The 21,330-nt window shown below is 38.9% G+C and carries 20 protein-coding genes; 13 read left to right on the forward strand and 7 right to left on the reverse strand.

Going from position 1 to position 21,330, the window contains the following annotated elements; all coding sequences use genetic code 11:
- Positions 1 to 34 precede the first annotated feature (34 nt).
- The 4 genes from rpsA to ACL9RF_RS16530 all read left to right on the forward strand — a co-directional run bounded on the left by rpsA (position 35) and on the right by ACL9RF_RS16530 (position 8,074).
- Positions 35 to 1,969, forward strand: a complete 1,935-nt coding sequence (gene rpsA / locus ACL9RF_RS16515) for a 30S ribosomal protein S1 (protein ID WP_422801744.1) — start codon at positions 35 to 37, stop codon at positions 1,967 to 1,969.
- Positions 1,970 to 2,119: 150 nt separating this feature from the next.
- Complete coding sequence (locus tag ACL9RF_RS16520; protein WP_422801745.1) at positions 2,120 to 5,863, forward strand: ATP-binding protein; 3,744 nt, start codon at positions 2,120 to 2,122, stop codon at positions 5,861 to 5,863.
- 88 nt (positions 5,864 to 5,951) lie between these two features.
- Positions 5,952 to 7,136 carry an aminopeptidase C gene (locus ACL9RF_RS16525; RefSeq protein ID WP_422801746.1) on the forward strand — a complete coding sequence of 395 codons (1,185 nt, stop codon included), beginning with the start codon at positions 5,952 to 5,954 and terminating at the stop codon, positions 7,134 to 7,136.
- Positions 7,137 to 7,276: 140 nt separating this feature from the next.
- Positions 7,277 to 8,074: an META domain-containing protein gene (locus ACL9RF_RS16530; RefSeq protein ID WP_422801747.1), complete on the forward strand. Its 798-nt coding sequence runs from the start codon at positions 7,277 to 7,279 to the stop codon at positions 8,072 to 8,074.
- 31 nt (positions 8,075 to 8,105) lie between these two features.
- Here the strand turns inward: ACL9RF_RS16530 and cysM are convergent, their stop codons facing one another.
- Genes cysM through ACL9RF_RS16555 form a run of 5 tightly spaced genes read right to left on the reverse strand, consistent with a single transcriptional unit; the run spans position 8,106 to position 11,524 of the window.
- The gene (gene cysM, locus ACL9RF_RS16535; RefSeq protein WP_422801748.1) at positions 8,106 to 8,978 is read right to left on the reverse strand and encodes a cysteine synthase CysM; all 873 of its coding nucleotides are present in this window, start codon (positions 8,976 to 8,978) and stop codon (positions 8,106 to 8,108) included.
- A 2-nt stretch (positions 8,979 to 8,980) separates the two neighbouring features.
- A complete protein-coding gene (gene epsC / locus ACL9RF_RS16540; protein WP_422801749.1) occupies positions 8,981 to 9,802 on the reverse strand; it encodes a serine O-acetyltransferase EpsC in 822 nt (273 codons plus the stop codon).
- 30 nt (positions 9,803 to 9,832) lie between these two features.
- Positions 9,833 to 10,216, reverse strand: a complete 384-nt coding sequence (locus ACL9RF_RS16545) for a DUF3037 domain-containing protein (protein WP_422801750.1) — start codon at positions 10,214 to 10,216, stop codon at positions 9,833 to 9,835.
- The gene (locus ACL9RF_RS16550) at positions 10,194 to 10,991 is read right to left on the reverse strand and encodes a HipA family kinase (protein ID WP_422801751.1); all 798 of its coding nucleotides are present in this window, start codon (positions 10,989 to 10,991) and stop codon (positions 10,194 to 10,196) included. The genes ACL9RF_RS16545 and ACL9RF_RS16550 overlap by 23 nt, the downstream gene beginning before the upstream one ends.
- Complete coding sequence (locus ACL9RF_RS16555) at positions 10,988 to 11,524, reverse strand: DUF4269 domain-containing protein (RefSeq protein ID WP_422801752.1); 537 nt, start codon at positions 11,522 to 11,524, stop codon at positions 10,988 to 10,990. Before ACL9RF_RS16555 ends, ACL9RF_RS16550 begins: the two co-directional genes overlap by 4 nt.
- Before the next feature lie 131 nt (positions 11,525 to 11,655).
- On the opposite strand from ACL9RF_RS16555, the gene ACL9RF_RS16560 reads away from it, so the two are divergent.
- The 5 genes from ACL9RF_RS16560 (at position 11,656) to ACL9RF_RS16580 (ending at position 15,640) form a co-directional block, all read left to right on the forward strand.
- Positions 11,656 to 12,201 (forward strand): DUF1599 domain-containing protein, encoded by a 546-nt coding sequence (locus ACL9RF_RS16560; RefSeq protein WP_422801753.1) that lies wholly within the window; start codon positions 11,656 to 11,658, stop codon positions 12,199 to 12,201.
- Between the two features lie 17 nt (positions 12,202 to 12,218).
- Positions 12,219 to 13,433, forward strand: a complete 1,215-nt coding sequence (locus ACL9RF_RS16565; RefSeq protein WP_422801754.1) for a BT_3928 family protein — start codon at positions 12,219 to 12,221, stop codon at positions 13,431 to 13,433.
- Positions 13,426 to 13,950, forward strand: a complete 525-nt coding sequence (locus ACL9RF_RS16570; RefSeq protein ID WP_422801755.1) for a shikimate kinase — start codon at positions 13,426 to 13,428, stop codon at positions 13,948 to 13,950. Before ACL9RF_RS16565 ends, ACL9RF_RS16570 begins: the two co-directional genes overlap by 8 nt.
- Before the next feature lies 1 nt (position 13,951).
- Positions 13,952 to 14,923: a glycerophosphodiester phosphodiesterase family protein gene (locus ACL9RF_RS16575; protein ID WP_422801756.1), complete on the forward strand. Its 972-nt coding sequence runs from the start codon at positions 13,952 to 13,954 to the stop codon at positions 14,921 to 14,923.
- 138 nt (positions 14,924 to 15,061) lie between these two features.
- Complete coding sequence (locus ACL9RF_RS16580) at positions 15,062 to 15,640, forward strand: hypothetical protein (protein WP_422801757.1); 579 nt, start codon at positions 15,062 to 15,064, stop codon at positions 15,638 to 15,640.
- A gap of 116 nt (positions 15,641 to 15,756) precedes the next feature.
- On the opposite strand, the gene ACL9RF_RS16585 is transcribed toward ACL9RF_RS16580, so the two are convergent.
- On the reverse strand, positions 15,757 to 17,244 hold the full coding sequence (locus ACL9RF_RS16585) for a succinate CoA transferase (RefSeq protein WP_422801758.1): 1,488 nt from the start codon (positions 17,242 to 17,244) through the stop codon (positions 15,757 to 15,759).
- A gap of 232 nt (positions 17,245 to 17,476) precedes the next feature.
- Between ACL9RF_RS16585 and ACL9RF_RS16590 the strand changes: the two genes are divergently transcribed.
- Positions 17,477 to 18,289, forward strand: a complete 813-nt coding sequence (locus tag ACL9RF_RS16590; RefSeq protein WP_422801759.1) for a helix-turn-helix domain-containing protein — start codon at positions 17,477 to 17,479, stop codon at positions 18,287 to 18,289.
- A gap of 10 nt (positions 18,290 to 18,299) precedes the next feature.
- Positions 18,300 to 19,208: a 3-keto-disaccharide hydrolase gene (locus tag ACL9RF_RS16595; RefSeq protein WP_422801760.1), complete on the forward strand. Its 909-nt coding sequence runs from the start codon at positions 18,300 to 18,302 to the stop codon at positions 19,206 to 19,208.
- A gap of 83 nt (positions 19,209 to 19,291) precedes the next feature.
- Here ACL9RF_RS16595 and rpsT read toward each other — a convergent pair whose 3' ends face one another.
- Positions 19,292 to 19,546 carry a 30S ribosomal protein S20 gene (gene rpsT / locus ACL9RF_RS16600; protein ID WP_422801761.1) on the reverse strand — a complete coding sequence of 85 codons (255 nt, stop codon included), beginning with the start codon at positions 19,544 to 19,546 and terminating at the stop codon, positions 19,292 to 19,294.
- Between the two features lie 216 nt (positions 19,547 to 19,762).
- Between rpsT and ACL9RF_RS16605 the strand changes: the two genes are divergently transcribed.
- Both ACL9RF_RS16605 and sucD read left to right on the forward strand, forming a co-directional pair.
- On the forward strand, positions 19,763 to 20,293 hold the full coding sequence (locus ACL9RF_RS16605; protein ID WP_422801762.1) for an RNA methyltransferase: 531 nt from the start codon (positions 19,763 to 19,765) through the stop codon (positions 20,291 to 20,293).
- 81 nt (positions 20,294 to 20,374) lie between these two features.
- The gene (gene sucD / locus ACL9RF_RS16610) at positions 20,375 to 21,247 is read left to right on the forward strand and encodes a succinate--CoA ligase subunit alpha (RefSeq protein WP_422801763.1); all 873 of its coding nucleotides are present in this window, start codon (positions 20,375 to 20,377) and stop codon (positions 21,245 to 21,247) included.
- Positions 21,248 to 21,330: the final 83 nt, after the last annotated feature.

The following is a 21,330-nucleotide window of genomic DNA, read 5'->3' on the forward strand; positions in this document are numbered from 1 at the left end:
TCCTACAACGTAGGAAAAAGGAGAAAATTAATTAATGGCAAAAAAACAAGAAGCAGAAAAAGAGTTAGCGGCGAAAAACGCAGAGCTACAAGGTGCTGACACTAAAGTAGTGAAAGACACTGAAAAGATTGAATCTGAAGCAGATGCAAACTTAATCGACCAAATCAAATCTAATACCTGGAGCACTCCTGAAGGTGACTTCGATTGGGATTTAGATGAGAAATCTTTCGGTAACTACAGCGATACAGAGCGTACTAAATTAGAAGAGCAGTATGCTGGAACTTTCAATCAAATTAACCAAGGTGAAATTATTGAAGGTATTGTTGTTTCTATCAACAATAAAGATGTAGTTTTAAACGTAGGTTTTAAATCTGATGGTCTTGTAGCGAAAACTGAGTTCCGTGACTTACCTGACTTAAAAGTAGGTGATACTGTTGACGTATTCGTTGAGTCTCAAGAAGATGCAAACGGTCAATTGGTATTGTCTCGCAAACGTGCTAAAACACAAAAATCTTGGGAAGCTATCAATGAGGCATTAGAAAATGATGCTATTATCGATGGTTTCGTTAAATCTCGTACTAAAGGTGGTTTAATCGTTGACATCAAAGGTGTAGAAGCTTTCTTACCTGGATCTCAAATCGATATCAAACCTATCCGTGACTACGATGTTTACGTTGGTAAAACTATGGAATTTAAAGTGGTAAAAATTAACCACGAATTCAAAAACGTAGTAGTATCGCACAAAGTATTAATCGAAGACGATTTAGAAAACCAAAAATCAGAAATCGTTGCGAAACTAGAAAAAGGTCAAGTATTAGAAGGTACGGTTAAAAACATTACAGATTTCGGTGTGTTCATCGATTTAGGTGGTGTTGATGGTTTACTTCACATTACAGACATTTCTTGGGGTCGTATCGAGCATCCAAAAGAGGTATTGGCATTAGATCAAACTATCAATGTTGTAGTTCTTGATTTTGACGATGAGAAAAAACGTATCGCTTTAGGATTGAAACAACTTTCTGAGCACCCTTGGGAATCTTTAGACCAAGCATTAGAAATTGGTTCTAAAGTGAAAGGTAAAATCGTAACTGTTGCAGATTACGGTGCTTTCTTAGAAATCATCCCTGGTGTTGAAGGTTTAATCCACGTATCTGAAATGTCGTGGTCACAAAACTTACGCTCTCCTCAGGAGTTCTTAAAAGTTGGTGACGAAATCGAAGCTCAAATCTTAACGTTAGATCGTGAAGATCGTAAAATGAGCTTAGGTATCAAACAATTGACTCCAGATCCATGGCAAAATATTACAGAGCGTTACCCTGTAGGTTCTAAACAATCTGCTGTTGTTAAAAACATGACTAACTTCGGTGTATTTGTTGAACTTGAAGACGGTATCGATGGTTTAATCCATATCTCTGATCTTTCTTGGTCTAGAAAAATTAACCACCCTAACGAATTCACTAAAGTAGGTGAAACTTTAGAGGTTGTTGTTCTTGAACTTGACGAAGAAAACCGTAAATTATCTTTAGGTCACAAACAACTAGAAGAAAACCCTTGGGATACTTTTGAAACTATCTTTACAGAAGGTTCAATCCACGAAGGTACAGTAATCAAAGTTGGTGATAAAGGTGATATCGTAGCTTTACAGTACGGTGTTGAAGGTTTCTGTCCTTCGAAACACTCTGTAAAAGAAGACGGTGCTGCATTGAAAGTTGATGATGTTACCGAATTCAAAATCATCGAATTCAACAAAGAAAACAAACGTTTAGTAATTTCGCACTCTCGTATTTGGGAAGATGCTAAAGAAGAAGCTCGTAAAGAAGAATCTAACTCACGCAAAAAAGATGCTAAAGCAGCTTCTAGCGCAGTGAAAAAAGTGAAAGATTCTGTTGAGAAATCTACTTTAGGTGACCTTGATGTATTAGCTCAATTAAAAGAGCAAATGGAAGGCGACGAAAAGAAAACTAAATAGTATCGATACTTTTTAAGTTTAAGGCCCCAATCTTAGGATTGGGGCTTTTTGTTTGCGCAAATATGGTGTCGGTCCTCCTATATCTAAAATGTAATTTCTATCTTAGCAAACTGAGCTATTGCGCTTTGTATACTTACAATTACAACACCAATGAAGAATAAAATCCGTATTCTCTTACTTGTACTTACATTCTCCTTTATTGCGACAGCAATAACCATCAAAAACTCCATATCGGATGTTGATATTCTTAATATGGAGACCAGTACACTTACGGAACGTATACATCAAAAAGAGGTCGAGGTTGATTATATTTTTCAAGATTCATTGTTGCTGAAAACATTTATAAACAGCGAACGCTACCCCTTACAGGTTAAAGAAATAGCTAAACGCTTCGCAGACCGCTATATATTTCTGTACATCTATAAATATGGAAAGCCTATATTCTGGAGCTCTAATACCTATGTTCCAGAGACGGAAGCTGGCTTTAGGGGGGATGTAAACTTTATTAAATCCGACAATTTCTCTTTTGTCGTTAAGCAGAAAAAAATATCTGACGAGGTTAATATTTTAGCCTTGGTTCCTATAATCAAAGATTTTGGTACCGGCGAAGCCAACAAAAAGGAATCTCAGTTTTTTAATTATTTAAATATTGATAACCTGCGCTTAGCGAATTTCAACGACTCGGAGAACATTAAAAATGTGTATTCCCGCGATCAGCTTTACTTGTTTTCTGTTAAGCTGATTGAAGGCAAACACAACAATATTTTCTTGCGTATACAGCTACTGTTCTGGACTTTAGGCATGCTAACTTTTGTAGGCTTAATAAACAATATTTGTGTGTCCAAGGCGCGCTCCGGCAGGCCTTATATGGCCATTTTTGCCATGGCCGTTACGCTGACTTTCGTCCGGATATTGGACCTGGAGGCCAACTGGCTTACCAATACGACGAATTTGGATATTTTTAACCAAAAGGTGTATGCACTTAATTATTTTACACCAAATCTATGGGCATTTTTATTAAATAGCCTTGCCATCCTTTGGCTTATCTGTTTCTGTATTTATATCCGTAAGCATATAAAAATCCCTACGAAACTGAAAAACGAAAGATTGGGAGCGGTAATATTTTACCTCGCTTTAACCTTGTTATACATTGTTATCAATTTGATATTCGACAGAATGAGCACCCTTGTTGCGCAGTCGTCGTCGTCATCAAATAATGATATGGATCAGTTATTTTACTTGGATAACTTGATATTTATTAAGGTTGTAATTTTCTGTATTAATATCCTTTCTTTAATCTTACTCATAGACCTCACCCTGGCATTTGGCAAGGTTATCTGTAGGAAAACAACCATAAATCTGAATATTCAGCTTATTGTGCTTGTACAGTTTTTAATACTAACGGCCATTTTTAAAGACTTCAGCCTCATTAACGTGTTGATTGGTCTTTTAATAATGATTCATTCTTTAGACCCCACAATTTTTAAAGATAATAACATCTCTACACGTGTAGTATCGCTCATTACTCTGGCTTTAATATCGACTATAAAGTATGCCGATGCTTATAAAAGTGCGCAGCAGGAGCAAATGAAAGATATTCTTAAAACATTGGAAGCAGGTGAGGATATTACGGCGATACCTTTATTTTATGATGTTGAGACTGAAATATTAAAAGATAACCAACTAAAAAAAATGATAACCTTATCGGCAAAAACCAACGATACTAAGGTTGTTAATGAATATATAAAGCGTAAATACTTACTGGGGTACCTTTCTAAATACGAATTCAATGGTTATTATTACTTTAATAGTAAGCCCATAGGCAATTATTCCAGCGATATGATGGCAGAATTTCGTGAGAAAGTCATTAATAGCTCCATTAAGCTTAGCGAGTCTACGTTGTTTTATAAGGCACCTTCTGAAGTTGGTAGCTACGAATATTTCTCTATTATAAATATTCCGTTGGAAGATAATAAAAATGCCACCATTATTTTAGATTTTAAAAGTAAGGACCTCTACTCCTACCAGCCGTACGAATCTTTAATGGCCGAAACTAATGCAAACAATTATATACCCGACAACTTAGACAAGGTTAGTTTTGCCTTGTATAAAAATCATAATTTAATAACGCAAAAAGGGAAATATACCTATTCTAATCTCGATTTAAATTATCCGCAGAAAAGCCATACTTTCACCACATACGACGGAAACGACGGTTTTTATCATTTAATTTATAAAGCCAACAAAGAAACACTGATTATTGTGAGTAAACCGTACCAGTCGTATTGGCAGTTTATTGCTATTGCATCGATTATCTTTTTAATTTTGTATGTCTTTACCTCGCTCCTTCAGGTTTTGGTATCCATTATATTAAGATATGCGAAGGACGACTTCCGTATACATAATGTAAACTATCAAATCCGCGTTCTTTTTTCAAAAATCCGCTATAGCACACGTATTCAAACGTTGGTGATTACTTCGGTCATTATTGCTATCGTAATATCGGGTATGATAACATTTTTTAGTATCAGCTATCAGACACAGAAAAACTCTGAAAATCAAAAGCTTTCTTTTGTTTCTAACTTATCGAATAATCTTGAAATTAAGGTGCTGGAAAAAAATGGTTTAACAGAGATGGAAAACCTAACCAATGTAATGATGGTTATGTCGGATGTGATGGTAGCAGAATTTAATTTGTACGATAAAAATGGAAAGCTTTTCTTCTCTACACAGCCTAAAATATACAACGAAAAGTTAATTTCAAATTACATAAACCCGGATGCTTATATTGACCTGAATGTATTAAAGAAAACTGAAACTGTAAACAAGGAGTTTATCGGCGATTTCAACTATGACATTTATTATGCGCCAATTAAAAATAACAATTACAATACCGTGGCTTATATCGGTGTTCCCTATTTTAATTCGAGCGAAATGGAAACGTCGAGCAAGCATGCTATTCTAAATACCATATTGAATATTTTTACCATCATCACCATCACTTTTGCATTTCTATCGGTATATATCTCCAATAAAATTACCCAACCTTTGAAAATTATTGGCCGTAAACTTGCGCAAACAAACTTGGGCGGAGCGTCAAACGAACCTTTGTATTGGGAAAAAAACGATGAAATCGGGGTTCTCATCAAGGAGTACAATTATATGTTGGTCAAGTTGGAGGAAAATGCCAAACAGCTGCGCAATGCGGAGCGTGAAAGTGCCTGGCGGGAGATGGCTCAGCAGGTTGCACATGAAATTAAAAATCCTTTAACGCCCATGAAGCTGGGTATACAGCAGCTCAATAGATCTTTTAAAGAAAATGATCCGCGATTGAATGAACGCTTCGAAAGGGTTTCTAATTCTTTTATTGAGCAGATCGACGCGCTAGCGCATATTGCGTCGGAGTTTTCGGCTTTTGCGAAACTGCCCGATACAAAATTAGCGCCCATCAATATATTAACCAAAATATCAAAGTCTAAGGATGTTTATATGCATAACCAAAACACAACAATAACCTTGTTGAACAACACCGGCATGGAGGAGGTTATGGTATATGGAGACCGCGATCAGCTTTTACGTACATTCAACAACTTATTAAAAAATGCTATCGAGGCGTCGTCAAATAGAAGGAAACATAAAATTGATATCGAGGTTAGCTTGTTATCAGCCGATTTGGTGCAGATTATCGTGCAAGATAATGGTTTTGGTATTGCAGATGATGTTCTTCCTAATATTTTCAGACCTAATTTCACTACTAAAAGTTCAGGAACAGGTCTGGGCTTAGCGTTTGTGAAACAAACTATTGATGGCATGGGGGGCAAAATACGTTTTGAGACTAAACTTAATATCGGAACAAAATTTTTTATCGATATTCCCTTGTATAAGGAAAAATAGTTACGATAGATACAGTATTTTTACAGGAAAAGCAATGCAAAAGAAGGGATAAACTTTTATCTTAGCATAAAATTAACATCTTATCAATATGAATTGGAGAAAATCTCTATTTATTGCAGCAGCATTGATGGCAACCTCTGCCACATCCTTTGCACAAGACAATCTTATTAACGCTTTAAAAAATAACGTTAGCGACAAGAGCAAAGATGGTTTTGTTTTTACACAGGTTATCAATCTAGGAAATACATCCATTAAAGATCAAGGCTCATCGGGAACTTGTTGGTCTTATTCGGGTAACTCGTTTCTGGAGTCTGAAATGATTCGCCTAGGAAAACAGCCTGTAGAAATTTCTCAGATTTATACGGCTTATCATACGTATTTAGAAAAAGCGAAAACCTTTGTTCGTTTACATGGCGACCAAGCTCAGGGTGAGGGTGGTCAGTTGCACGATGTGCTTACTATTTTCAAAAAATATGGCGCCGTTCCGCAGGAGGTTTATACAGGATTACGGGAAGGCCAAACGCGTAATAATTTCTCGGAAATGACGAATATTTTGCAAAGTGTAAATCAAAGTATTGTTAAAAACAAAAAACTAACACCTAACTGGCAAAAAGCGGTTACTGGCGTTATGGATGCTTACTTAGGGGTGCCGCCACAGAATTTTACCTACAAAGGAAAAAACTATACACCTCGCACTTTTGCAGATCAGGTGATCGGTATCAACCCGAATGATTATGTGGGTATCACTTCCTTTAAAGACCATGAATACTACAAACCTTTTGTCTTATTAATCCAGGACAACTGGTCGTTCGAGAGTTTTTATAATGTAAAAATGAACGACATGACTAGTATTATCGATAATGCATTACAAAATGGTTACACCGTAGCTTGGGCTACAGATGTGTCGGAAAAATACTTCAGCTGGAAAAATGGTGTGGCTTTTGTTCCTGAAAAAGAAATTGAAAGCATGACGAAAGATGAGCAGGCAGACTTATTCAATGGCCCTAAAAAGGAGGCTTCTATTACTGAAGAACAACGCCAGCAAGCTTTTGACGACTACTCTACAACAGACGACCATGGTATGCATATTGTAGGTATCGTTAAGGACCAAAATGGTAAAGAATACTATATCGTTAAAAACTCTTGGGGAGCAACTAACGATTATAAGGGATATATTTACGTGACGAAGGAGTACGTAAGATTTAAAACCATCTCTATTTTGGTGCATAAAAATTCTATCCAAAAAGAAATCAGATCTAAACTGGGTATTTAATTTTTCCCATATGGATTCTTTGAAGAGCTATTTCCTGCCTTGGAAATGGCTCTTTTTTTATATTTCCGCTTGCCGCTGTAGCGGTATAGCCTGAAAAAACGTTAAAATAGGGTAATTCAGAAAGAACTCAATATACGCTAATGAAACATATTTCTATTTTTTTCGCCTTATTCGCCGTTGTGTTATTAAGTGCATGTGCGACAAAACGTAACAGCAATACGCAAACATTAACCAACCTGGAAGATGTTTTTTATGGTACTTCTTGGCAGATAAAAGAGCTCGATGGAAAAATTGTTGCCGAAAAGGTAAACGGAAAAGAGGCCTTCATGTCGTTCGACAAATATGCTTCCAGCTATACGGCTAGTGGCGGATGTAATGGGCTTGCAGGTACCTTTGAGTTAAAACCAAACCTGAGTATAAAATTTTATCAAGGTATGTCGACGATGATGGCTTGTGAAGATATGGACGTTGAAAATAGCTTTAAAAATGTGCTGACCAGCACTACACATATTGATGTGACCGATTCTGTATTAACGTTTCTTAATAGGGTTAATAAACCTATAGCTAAATTTATGCCCCGTAAAGTGGCAACGGAACGTTTGTCCTTGGAAGGCAATTGGACACTGGATTACTTGAATGCTGTGGACCTAGAACTGAAGAAAAATTTTCCCGGAAAAATGCCTACTTTAAATTTCCATATGGATAACCGTAAAATAACGGGCAACACAGGCTGTAACAATTACTTTGGCCATGTAAAAACCGACGAAAATTTTATCTCGTTTGAAAATATTGGTGCTACAAAAAAATACTGTGAGGGTTATGGCCCTGGAGAAGCCTTATATTTAGAACAACTGGAAAAGGTAAATAATTATATTCTTTCTGAAAATTTCTTACAACTTATGGCAGGCAATACAACCCTAATGCGGTTTACAAAATAAGACGCATTAGGGTTGTTAAAGGTTTATATCCTTAGCCAAACAGATCTGAACTTAGGTAGCGATCACCACGGTCGCAGGCAATAAAAACAATAAGCCCCGCATCGATCTCATTGGCTACCTGCAGGGCAGCATGAAATGCTCCGCCTGTACTCATGCCTGCAAAAATACCCGCATGTTTGGTGAGTTCACGCGTGCGCTGCACGGCATCGTTTTGGTCGATATCAATAATACGGTCTACCCTGCTGGCATCGAATATTTTCGGTAAATATGCTTTAGGCCACCTACGAATACCCGGAATTGCCGACGATTCGGTGGGTTGGCAGCCTACTATTTGTATGGATGCATTCTGCTCTTTCAAAAATATCGAATTGCCCATAATAGTGCCTGTTGTGCCCATAGCACTAACAAAATGGGTAATCTTACCCTCCGTATCCCGCCATATTTCGGGGCCGGTAGTTTTAATATGGGCGCTGTAATTGTCCGGATTTGCAAATTGGTTTAAAATAAATACCCCCTCTTTCACTGCTTTCTCCTCGGCATAATCGCGACAAACTTCCATATTTTCTAACAGGGTTACTTTAGCACCAAATGCTTCCATAGTCAATGTACGCTCGCGTGTAGACGAAACGGGCATTACCAGCTCCAGTTCCATTCCATACAAACTCGCAATCATAGCCAACGCTATGCCGGTATTACCACTGGTAGCCTCAATAAGTTTATCCCCCGTTTTAATATCCCCACGTTCTATGGCCGAGCGAATCATATTTAAGGCGGGTCTATCTTTTACAGAGCCGCCAGGATTATTTCCTTCCAGTTTAGCGAAGATCTTAACCTTAGCGTTCGTATGAAAGCCTGTTACTTCTACCAATGGAGTATTTCCAATTGTATCGATTATTTTTCCCATTACTATACAGGTTTTGTATCTATAAATTTAGAATTAGGTTGATGATAAACACGTGTATAAGGCTCTACACTATTCGTAAGCCAAACATTACCGCCAATTATTGCATGATGACCAATGACGGTATCGCCACCTAAAATTGTGGCACCGGCATAGATGATAACATGGTCTTGAATTATAGGATGGCGCTGCGTATCGGCCATATATTTCTCCACACTTAATGCGCCCAGCGTAACCCCCTGATACAGCTTTACATGGTCGCCGATAATGGTCGTTTCGCCAATCACGATGCCTGTACCATGATCAATATACAGGTACTTCCCAATCTGTGCCCCCGGATGTATATCTATTCCTGTCTTAGAATGCGCATATTCGGTTAAAATACGTGGAATCAACGGAACACCATATTTCCATAGGGCGTGCGCCATTCTAAAGATGGCAATGGCCGTAAAACCTGGGTAGGTACGTATTACCTCGCGCATACTACGTGCTGCAGGATCGCCAGTAAGCATAGCTTCAGCATCTGTTTGCATTAGTGCGTATAACGTCGGTAAGGAAAGAAAAAACTTTTCAGCGATTACCTTATTATCACAACTAGCGCAAGCTTTTGTTTTTGTTAAAATGCTGTACAATTCCACCTCTGCCGCTTTAAAGGCCTCAATTAAATCGTCGACATGGGTAAAACCTTTCGAATCTCGCTCGGGGAATAATAGATGCAACACATTTTTAGCCCATGCAACGATGCGTCTGTTGGATGGCATATCCAAAAATTCCTCTTGCTTTCGAAAAAGGTTATTATAAAACTCTTCCATTTCTAAACTATGCATAACTCAAAACTACTACAATTCCAACGATTATTATAGCACTAACTTTTCAAACAATTCCTGATGGGTTTCTGCAGCAGATATGCACATCCCAGGATGTGTTACCGAGCATTGAATCAGGGTACTCCGCTTGGCCGTTAACCATCTGAAACGTTCCGGTTGCTCTAACTGGGCTATCCTGCCGGCATCGCTCTCGCCGGCACAAATGCGACGAAAAGAGGTTAAGTGATTTTTAATCAGTTCTACATCGATATTGGCATCCAGAGCTTTAAGTTTAGCCTCATCAATATGCAAGAGCACCTGTGCGTAGCGCTGTCTTCGGCAATATAAGGCCACACCCACATTCACAAACTCCTCCCTCTCTACACGCGGAACGACCCTGACTACGGCATACTCATATACTGTTCTCTCGCTCATGTTCTATCTGTTTTAAAAATACCTCCGATTCTGCCAATCTACCCACTAAGAAATTCACATAAACGGCACGCACCTCCGCAGCTGTCAATGTTCTCCCTTCTTCTACCAACCACTCGTCTGGCACGACATCCAGAATTGCTGCTATATGCTCGCGTGTAAACAGGCCTTTATAAGAGCGATCAATTTCCCTTACCTGTGTAGCTTTTTTCAACAATACATGGTCTTTTATCTGTACAAATGGCTTATGCATCTGTTCTTGCCAGTTATCCCAAGAGTGATGGAAATATAAAGATGCACCATGATCTATTAACCACAGCTCTTTATGCCAAATCAACATATTGGTATTACGTGCAGTACGATCTACATTCATCAACAAAGCATCGAGCCATACAATTTTAGATGCTTCTTCGGCTTGTATAACATCGACATTGGCATCAAAGGTTATCGCGCCATTCAAGAAATGTACCCCCAAGTTTGTACCTTCAGAAAAACGCAGTAAATCCTGAATTTCCTCATCGGGTTCCATTCTTCCAAAATCTACACTTAAATTGGCAAACACCATTTCCGGCATCCTTAATCCAAGAAAACGGGCCAACTCACCACCTATAAGCTCGGCAACGAGTGCCTTTTTTCCCTGTCCGGCACCGCGGAATTTTATCACATAACTAAATCCATCATCGGCATCCACCAGCCCCGGTAAAGACCCTCCTTCACGAAATGGCTGTATATATCGCGTGATATTTACCGTACGTATTTCAGGTTTACTAATTTTCATATTTCAATTTTATAGTCCAACAGCCCCATATAAGGGTCGCCATCAATTTGTAGTAACTGTGCAAAAGCAGGTTCTGTTTTTATACCTGCCGCTTTTAAAGCTATTATTTTTTTACGGAAATCTGCCCCTAGAAGCTGCAATAATTTATATTCAATACACATATGCCGGTAAGCATGCTGTTCTTTTGTCGGCCTCCCCTGTGCAAAAAGTTCCAATTGTATACCATCCAGAAAAAATACGACAACTACCGCGGCAGGCTCCTGGTTTGGCAGGCTGCAAACAGAGAAACCCTCTTCCATACCGAAATTATGCGTAGCCCAGGTCGCAAACTCCTGCAAATCGTAAACCTCACAGAGGATATCCAAGTCTGAATCGTCGACCGTAATATCCAGTGGAAAAGTGCCTGCTAAGATCGGGTTATAAGGCGCTAAAAGACGCATAATATCCCGCTTCAGTAATATCGTATAGGCATGCTGCTGCTGCACTGAACCGGAAGCTAAGTATTCTATGGTATCGAATAATCGTATTTCCATCGTTCAAAATTAAGGGAAATGTGAAGATTTTTTTTGGGAAAAGGTAAAATCAAACAGTTTTGTGACTACCAAGGAATAGGGTTTTACCCTATCTTTGTAAGACAAGACTGAATTTAAAGGGATAAAAATATATGAATACTACGGGCGAGTACAATGCTGTAATTGATTTTTGTAAGGATTTGTTTATAAAAAAAACAAAAGATTATGGTACCGCTTGGCGTATTATGCGGCTTACTTCTATAACAGACCAAATCTTTATTAAGGCAAAACGTATCCGTACCTTAGAAGTTAAGAAGGTTTCTAAGGTTGGTGAAGACATTGTAGACGAATTTGTAGGCATCATAAATTATTGTGTTATCGCTTTAATACAGCTGGAGTTAGGTGAAGATGGGGAAGAAAACCTAGACCCTAGACAAACTGAGAACTCGTATACCGAAAAGGTAAATGAAACACGCGATTTAATGTTTGCTAAAAACCACGATTATGGGGAGGCTTGGCGTGACATGCGAATCTCTTCGATGACAGATCTTATATTAATGAAATTGCACCGTGTAAAACAAATTGAAGATAATCAAGGGAAAACACTCGTTTCTGAAGGCTTAGCTGCAAATTACCAAGATATGCTAAACTACGCTGTTTTTGCGTTAATAAAAATGGGCTTCCCTGCTAACAACTAAACAAAAGGTACATTATTATGTCGAATACATCTTATTACGCACCAATAAAAAGCCAGAATGGCAAAACCGATGTTTTACTTTGGATTTGCCGTATTTTCGTAGGCCTCCTATTTATTTTCTCTGGTTTTATCAAGGCAAACGATCCTACAGGCTTCGGTTATAAACTACAAGAATTTTTCCATGTTTTCCATACCGATTTTTTAAACGATTATAGTACCTGGATAGCGGTAGTAATTTGTGGTTTCGAAATTATATTAGGTGCCTTATTACTTTTAGGCATTGCAGGCCGAAAAGTGGCCTGGGGCTTATTACTGCTGATTATATTCTTTACTTTTTTAACCTTTTATGCTGCATTTTTTGAGGTTGTTTCCTCTTGCGGTTGTTTTGGGGATGCTATTCCTTTAACATCCTGGCAGTCCTTTGGTAAGGATTTGATATTATTGGCCTTAATTCTGGTCATATTTATTAAGAAAGAGCGCATTACCCCGATTATAAAAAGCTCTTTTACCAGTAATTTGGTTACCTTCTTTATTGTATTGGCTTCCTTTGGTATTGGAATTTACACCATTTATTTTTTGCCCATCATAGATTTTTTGCCTTATAAGGTTGGCAATAATCTGCCGAGCTTAATGGAAATCCCTGAAGGGGCTTCTCCTGACGAGTACGAGCATGTGTACACCTTAAAAAATAAAACTACGGGCGAGTCTAAGACAATGAACGATAAGGAGTACATGAGTCAAAAAATTTGGGAAGATGAAAATTGGGAGATTGTCGGCGAGCCAACAACGAAATTAATTAAAAAGGGGTATCAAGTGCCTATTTCTGATCTTATTATTTCGGATGCTGAAGGCAACGATTATACCAAGGATATTATCGGAAATCCGTATTATAATTTTGTCGTTACCAGCGTCGATGTAACGAAACTATCGCCTACAGATTTTCTAGCCTTAGATCGTATCAACCAGACTATTCAGGAGTTATCTAAAGAATTTCCTTTACGCGCAATACTGCTTACAGCTAGTTCCTCTGATGATGTAAATTACCTGAACGACCAACTGGATCTTGTATTAGAAACTTTCTATGCAGACGCCATCCCCTTAAAAAGTATGGTACGCTCTAATCCTGGGGTTATGTTATTACAGAATGGTGTGGTCATAAAAAAATGGTCTAAAAATACTTTCCCAACGAAAGAAGAACTGGTTAATAAATATTTCAAAGGCAAAAATGGATAAACCTATTTTTTTAGTGGGCTTTATGGGCTCTGGAAAAACAACCTGGGGCAAGAAGCTTGCCGCAAAACTAGATATCCCCTTTGTAGACTTGGATCATGAAATTGTAGCATCGATGGGTATGTCTATACCCGAATATTTCGAAAAATTTGGAGAGGAGAAATTCCGGTTGCTTGAACGTGAATTTCTACAAAAACAAGAACAACGGGAGGCTATTATTTCTACCGGTGGTGGTACCCCTTGTTATTACGATAACATGGAATGGATCACGCAGCATGGTTTGGCGCTATACCTGTACCATACACCTAAGTCGCTATGGGCTCGCCTGAGTAAGTCTGATGTCAATAAAAGACCGCTGCTAAAAGGTTTCTCAGAAGACGAATTGCTGACTTTTATAGAGAATAAACTGGAGGAGAGAGCTCCTTTTTACGAGCAGGCGCAGCTTAAATTTGAACAAATACATACGCCGCTGGAGGAAATAATTGCCTTAATTCAGCAGTATCAAAGCACAACACGCTGAGATGCATAAAACTCATTGGTATACGACTTTGCTGCTCAGCCTTTTACTCCTCTTTACGGGTTGTGTTGAAAGGTCTGGTACGGGAAATAGTAATACTACGGCATCGACAACGTCGAATGTGCTATTTAACAGCTCTGTTTTTAATTTAAAAACTGTCGATGACCTACAGCGCTTTTTAACCTATAACGAGCAAAGCTACCCTTTGGTTAGTGTTCATCGTGGTGGTGGTATGGAAAAATATCCCGAAAACGCCATCGAATCTTTTGCTTACTTTGCCGCTAAAATGCCTGTAATCATCGAATGTGATGTACGCCTGTCTAAAGACTCGGTTATGCTGCTTATGCACGACGAAACATTAGAACGTACCACAAATGGTCGTGGAAAAATTAGCCATAAAACCTGGCAGCAACTTAAAGCGTTAAAACTTAAAGATGCACAGGGGCGGTTAACAAACTATACTATCCCCAGCCTGGAGGAAGCCTTAACATGGGGAAATGGGAAGGTGATTTATACCCTGGATGTAAAACCCGATGTGCCTTATAAAATGCTATCCGACCTTATAATACGCTTAAATGCACAGCCGTATACCGTTGTTATTACCTACTCGGCCCAGCAGGCCAAAGCCTTGCATACTGTTAATCCAGATTTAATGCTGTCGGTTAGCATAAAAAATAAAAAAGACATGTTAAGGCTTATCGCAATGGATATCCCCGACACTAAAATGCTGGCCTTTGTAGGGACAGCAGTACCGACACCTGATTTAGTAGAAAGCTTACATCAACATGGAATCAAAATTATACTCGGTACGTTAGGAAACTTAGATAATCAAGCCGAAAAATATGGTTACCAACGGTATGCAGAGTTTATCGAGCGTGGTGCAGATATCTTAAGCACAGACCATCCATTGCAGGCTCAAAAGGCCCTTGATTTTTACATTCAAAAAAGAAAACTTACTTCACCTTATATTAATTAATCTACACTTAAAATACCTAAACTAAATCAATTTAAATTATTGCAGTCGTTTTTTTTATAAAAGTTTAACTTATTTCAAACCTTTTGCAGCACATATTGTTATTCATTAAAACATATTGTACTACATTAAATATATATTATGAAAAAGTTATTACTATCTACAGGTTTTGCATTAGCATTAATGGCAACAGCAAATGCACAAATATCGACCGTGCCACAGCACTCGGCCAACGTTGGGCTGACGCCTATCAAAACGGGTAACTGGATGGTAGGAGGTTCTATCGGTAATATTGGTTACACTTTTGAAGGTAAAGCTTTTAATATTGGTGTAAACCCACGTGCCGGATATTTTGTTTCTGATGGTATTGCTATCGGTGCACAAGGATCTTTAGGTCTTACCGCAGTAAAAGGAAATGATAACGTGTGGAACTATGGTATTGCACCTTTCGTGCGTTACTACTTCCCAGAAGGTGCGAGCTCTACAGGACGTTTCTTTGGTCAAGGTGATATTGGTATTGCAGGAAGCTCTGCAGGAAGCGATGTTTCTTTCGCTGCTGGTATCAACGGTGGTTATGCGCACTTTATTACGCAGACTGTAGCCTTGGAGGTTATGGCTGGATACAACTATTCTAAAGCAAATATCTCTGTTGGCGAGAAAGCTACAGGTTTAGGCGTGAGTGTAGGTTTCCAAATTTATTTACCAGGAAAATCTAGATAATAAATCATTCTAATACAAATACGAATACCCGCTAATGGCCCCTCTTCGGAAAACATTAGCGGGTGTTTTTTTTACAAGCAGCTGCCCCTTATCTGGGGTGTCTACGGGCTTATACCTTATAACATGCTGCCCGTTTCAGCCAGCCGGATATGCCAGCTAAAAGCTTCCTCTAACAGGTGTGGCGTATGCCCCCCTCTTTCACAAGCTCTATCAAAATACGACTGTAACGATTTTTTGTAATCGGGATGAACACAGTTGTCAATAATCTTTTGAGCGCGCTCACGTGGTGCTAGCCCCCGTAAATCAGCCAACCCAATATCTGTTACCAAAATATCCACATCATGTTCCGTATGATCGACATGCGATACCATAGGGAGAACGTGCGAAATTGCATTTCCCTTGGATATGGCTTGGGTTACAAAAATACTCAGGTACGCGTTTCTTGCAAAATCACCCGAACCACCGATGCCGTTCATAATTTTGGTACCTGAAATATGGGTAGAATTTACATTTCCATATATATCAAACTCAATAGCGGTATTTATAGCAATAATACCTAAACGCCGTATCAGACCGGGTGTATTGGAGATATTCTGCGGACGTAATACAAATTTATCTCTGTAGTTACGTAAATTGTTAAAGATTCTGTCGTAGCAATCCTTAGACACGGTAAGCGAAGAGGCCGACGCAAAACTTAGCTTTCCGGCGTCGATAAGGTCGAAGGTGCTATCTTGCAATACCTCTGAAAACATCGTTAGGTCATAAAAATTACTATGTTCAAAACCGGAAAGTACCGCATTGGCCACTTTACCAATTCCAGCTTGTATGGGCAGCAATCTATCGGTAAGATGTCCGAGTTTTACTTCATTCTCAAAAAAATCAAGAATATGTTTGGCTATAGCTGTGGTTTTAACATCTGGTGCGGCAATATCAGCAGGGCTATCGGATATATCGGTAAACACAATACCAACGACCTTATTTGGATCTAATGGAATAGTCTTACGTCCTATTTTATTCCATGGCGCAACAATAGGTATGACATTTCTATGTGGATAATTTTCGGCCTGATAGATATCATGTATACCGTACACTTCCTCTGGAACAGTTGTGTTAATCTCTAAAATAACTTGATTGGCTAAAGCTGCAAAAGTTACCGAGTTTCCTACGGAGGTCGTCGGAACAATACTCCCGTCGCGATCAATGTAGGCAACTTCAAGCACAGCAATATCTACTGGTGGCAGATTTTTGTTGTGCAGTAATTCAGCACTTTCACTCAGATGCTGATCGATAAACAGCACCTCACCTGCATTTATTTTATTGCGCAATGTACGGTCAACCTGGAAGGGCATGCGCTTCGATAATGCGCCAGCCTCTGCAAGCTTACCATCCGTATCATGCCCTAACGATGCCCCGGTCATTAAAGTTATCTTTAACTGTTCTTTTTTTGCTCGCTCCGCAAAGGCTGGCAATACTACTTTACTATCCCCAGCCTTGGTAAATCCACTAGCCCCTACCACCATACCATCCTGAATTAATTCCGCAGCTTGTTCCGCCGTCATTACTTTATCTCGAAGAGATGCTAAACGTATTCTATCGTTACTCATATAGGCTTTATTTATCTATAGTGATCTTATAATTTTTATGTACTCTCTACAATAATACTGAATATTTAGACAGCTATTTTATTCATTTTTGCCGTAAACTTATTAAAATATCCATTCCGACACTTTTAAAATTAAACGATTTATAAGTCTCAAAACATTAAGTTAATAGGCATGAAACTTTTGGTAGTTCCACTAAAAAATAGTTAATTTATGGCTTATCTAAAATCCAATTATGCGAAATACGTACGTCAACAAATTTTACCGCACTGAAGTAGATGCCTTTCCGGATAGTATTTATTGCCATCATGCCTTAATGGGCAACAGTTATGTGGAAGAACATTTACATGAAAAGGGGCAATTTTTATATACGGAGGGGGGCGTAGTATTTCTAAGAACAGCAGACAAATCGTATTTCCTGCCTGCACGCCATTACATATGGATTCCTGCCGGTACGGCGCATAGCATACACCCCAGCTCGTCGAATGTTATAATGCGGAATTTATATTTTCCGAAGTTTGCTACCGACAGTACATTTTTCGATACCGTTAATATTTATCCGGTAAACGATTTACTCATGGAACTAATTATGTTTACCAACCGTTGGAATGGTAATGTAATGCCTGGCGACGAAGTAAAATATAGTATCGCCAAAGCTTTTAAGCTTCTCCTGCCGGAATTATCGCAAGCCGAGCTGCCGCTTGCGCTTCCCTATCCGCAGCATTATAAATTAAAAAGTATCGTGCGTTATCTGGAGGAAAATATTTCGGAGAACAACAGCTTTAAAAGTATAGCACAGCGCTTTGACAGTAGCGAAAGAACGCTTGCACGCTTATTTCAAAAAGAATTGAATATGTCGTTTATACAGTACTATACCATTCTTCGTATGCTAACTGCCCTAAAACTATTACTCGATGAGAAACTAAGCGTAAACGAGGTGGCTCTACAGGTGGGCTATAATAGTCTACCAACCTTTAGCAATACTTTTTTTAAAATCGTTGGCATACGCCCCAGCGATTATGTAAAATATCAGAAGACCTTATTGTAATCGGCGCCTTATGTCAATACGTAAAATAACTATTTTAAGCGCATTAAGCTTAATCCTAGCTGGAAGTATGGCTTATGCTATAAAAAGCCCGCAAAACTTAGGAAAACCCCTTGAAACGGCTAAACCTCCTAAACCTCCTAAAGCAATACAGCTATTTAATGGAAAAGATATCAAAGACTGGATTCCTAAAATCAGGTTGCATGAGGTTGGGGAGAATTTTGGAAATACCTTCCGGGTTGAAGATGGCCTTTTAAAGGTCAGGTACGACCAGTACGACGATTTTAACCAGCAGTATGGCCACCTGGCGTACAAACGCCCCTTCAGTTATTATATACTACGATTGGAGTACCGCTTTGTCGGCGAACAGACTACAGGAGGCGAAGGATGGGCATGGCGCAACTCCGGAGCCATGTTGCATGGGCAGGCTCCGCAGACCTTATTAAAAGATCAGGATTTCCCCATATCCATTGAAGGACAGTTGTTAGGGGGCGATTCCAATCCGGCGTCCGTCCGTACGACATCCAACTTGTGTACCCCGGGCACTGAGGTGCTGTATAGAGACGAAGTGTTTAAGCCACACTGTGTAAGCTCGACATCAAAAACGTACCATGGCGACCAATGGGTAACCGCAGATTTTGTCGTTTTGGGGGATTCCTTAATACAACATATCCTCGAAGGTGAAACCGTGCTAGCGTATAGCAAACCTCGCATTGCAGGGGGAAATGTATTAAACTACGATAAAGCGCAGAAAATGGATGGTAAACCTCTAACCGAGGGTTATATCTATTTGCAATCGGAAAGCCATCCTATAGACTTTAAAAAGGTTGAAATTTACAATTTAGAGCCTTACAAAGATAAACCGCTGCAGCTAAAAAGCATTATACAACAGGTAACGAAGCCCCATCAACCCAAAAAATAAAGCCCCTTAGGGCCGCAGTATGCATACTAAAAAAGCCGTCCTCAAAAGAACGGCTTTCATATCTTTTATATCCAGAAAAGAAATTATGCTAATTTATTAACAAATTTAGTCAATTTAGACTTGTTGTTAGACGCTTTTTTCTTGTGGATAACATTTTTCTTAGCCAAACGGTCAAGCATAGATACAACGCGAGGCAATAATGCTTTAGCTTCTTCAGCTGTAGTTGTACCACGTAATTTTTTAATTGCGTTACGCGTAGTTTTTGCTTGGTAACGGTTTCTTAAACGCTTCGCAGCGTTTCCTCTAATTCTTTTAATCGCTGATTTATGATTTGCCATTTCTCTTAGCTATATTTTTTATTATTCTTTTTTACTAAATTCGGATTGCAAAAATAATCAGTATTATCTAATAATCAAAATCTATTTTAAAGTTTTATCCACATTCCGTATTTAGGCCAATACATCGACCTTCGGATTGGAATGCTTTTTCCGCTGTACGATGCGGCAAAGATAGGACCTTTTTTCTTTTTAACTTTTACTTTTTACTTTTGTGCTATGGAAAAACTATCGATGGATCAATTAAACAGGGCCGATATTGCGACCTTTAAGACGCAAGAGAAAACACCAATTACCATCGTATTAGATAATGTACGCAGCATGCATAATGTAGGGTCTGCCTTTCGTACAGCCGATGGCTTCGCAATAGAGAAAATTATACTATGCGGAATAACAGCGACACCGCCACACCGGGAGATTGAAAAAACCGCCTTGGGCGCTACCCAGTCTGTCGCTTGGGAACATAATAAAAATAATGTAGATGCTATTCTATCTTTAAAAAAGCAGGGATATAAAATCTTAGCGATAGAACAAGCGGATAACAGTACTTTTCTTCAGGATTTTACGGCTGATGTTACCGAAAAATACGCTTTAGTATTTGGTAATGAGGTGCATGGTGTCGATGATGAAATTATGAAACTTGTCGATGCTTGTATAGAAATACCACAATTTGGCACAAAACATTCTTTTAATGTTTCGGTGACTATAGGTATCGTATTATGGGACATGTTACGGAAAATGAAATTTTAATTAAAAAACGTCATTTTATTTGGCTTAATTTTTAGAAGTCATTGCAAAATGGTAGATTTGCTTTGCAAAAAAATAGAACAAATGAGTGTATTAGTAAATAAAGATTCAAAAGTTATCGTTCAGGGATTTACGGGAACGGAAGGTACTTATCATGCGTCTCAAATGATCGAGTATGGTACACAGGTTGTTGGTGGTGTAACACCAGGTAAAGGTGGTCAATCCCACTTAGACCGTCCGGTATTCAACACGGTTCAAGATGCTGTGGATGCTACAGGTGCTAATGTTTCCATTATTTTCGTTCCACCAGCATTTGCTGCGGATGCGATTATGGAAGCTGCTGCTGCGGGTATTGCGCTGATTGTTTGTATCACGGAAGGTATCCCTACCAAAGACATGATCCAGGTAAAATCTTACTTGAGCGATAAAAACTCTCGTTTAATCGGCCCTAACTGCCCAGGTATTATCACTGCTGAAGAAGCTAAAATTGGTATTATGCCTGGTTTCATCTTCAAAAAAGGTAAAGTAGGTGTAGTTTCTAAATCTGGAACGTTAACTTACGAAGCTGTAGACCAAACGGTGAAAGCTGGCTTAGGTATTACTACAGCAATAGGTATCGGTGGTGACCCTATCATTGGTACTACAACAAAAGAAGCCGTTGAATTGTTGATGAATGACCCTGAAACTGAAGGTATCATCATGATCGGTGAGATTGGTGGTGGTATGGAAGCGGAAGCTGCGTTGTGGATTAAAGAAAATGGCACTAAACCTGTTGTAGGTTTTATCGCTGGCCAGACTGCGCCTCCGGGACGTCGTATGGGACATGCTGGTGCAATCGTTGGTGGTGCTGATGATACTGCAGAAGCGAAAATGAAAATTATGCGCGAGTGTGGTATCCGTGTGGTTGAATCCCCTGCAGAAATTGGTAAAGCTATCGCAGAAGAATTAGCTAAATAAATTATTCTTTATACAAAAAATGAGCTGCCTAACTATGGGTAGCTCATTTTTTTTGCCCTATCCTGACGTTTTAAGGTTTGTTA

This window comes from Sphingobacterium sp. Mn56C (assembly GCF_049319645.1).
GTDB lineage: Bacteria > Bacteroidota > Bacteroidia > Sphingobacteriales > Sphingobacteriaceae > Sphingobacterium.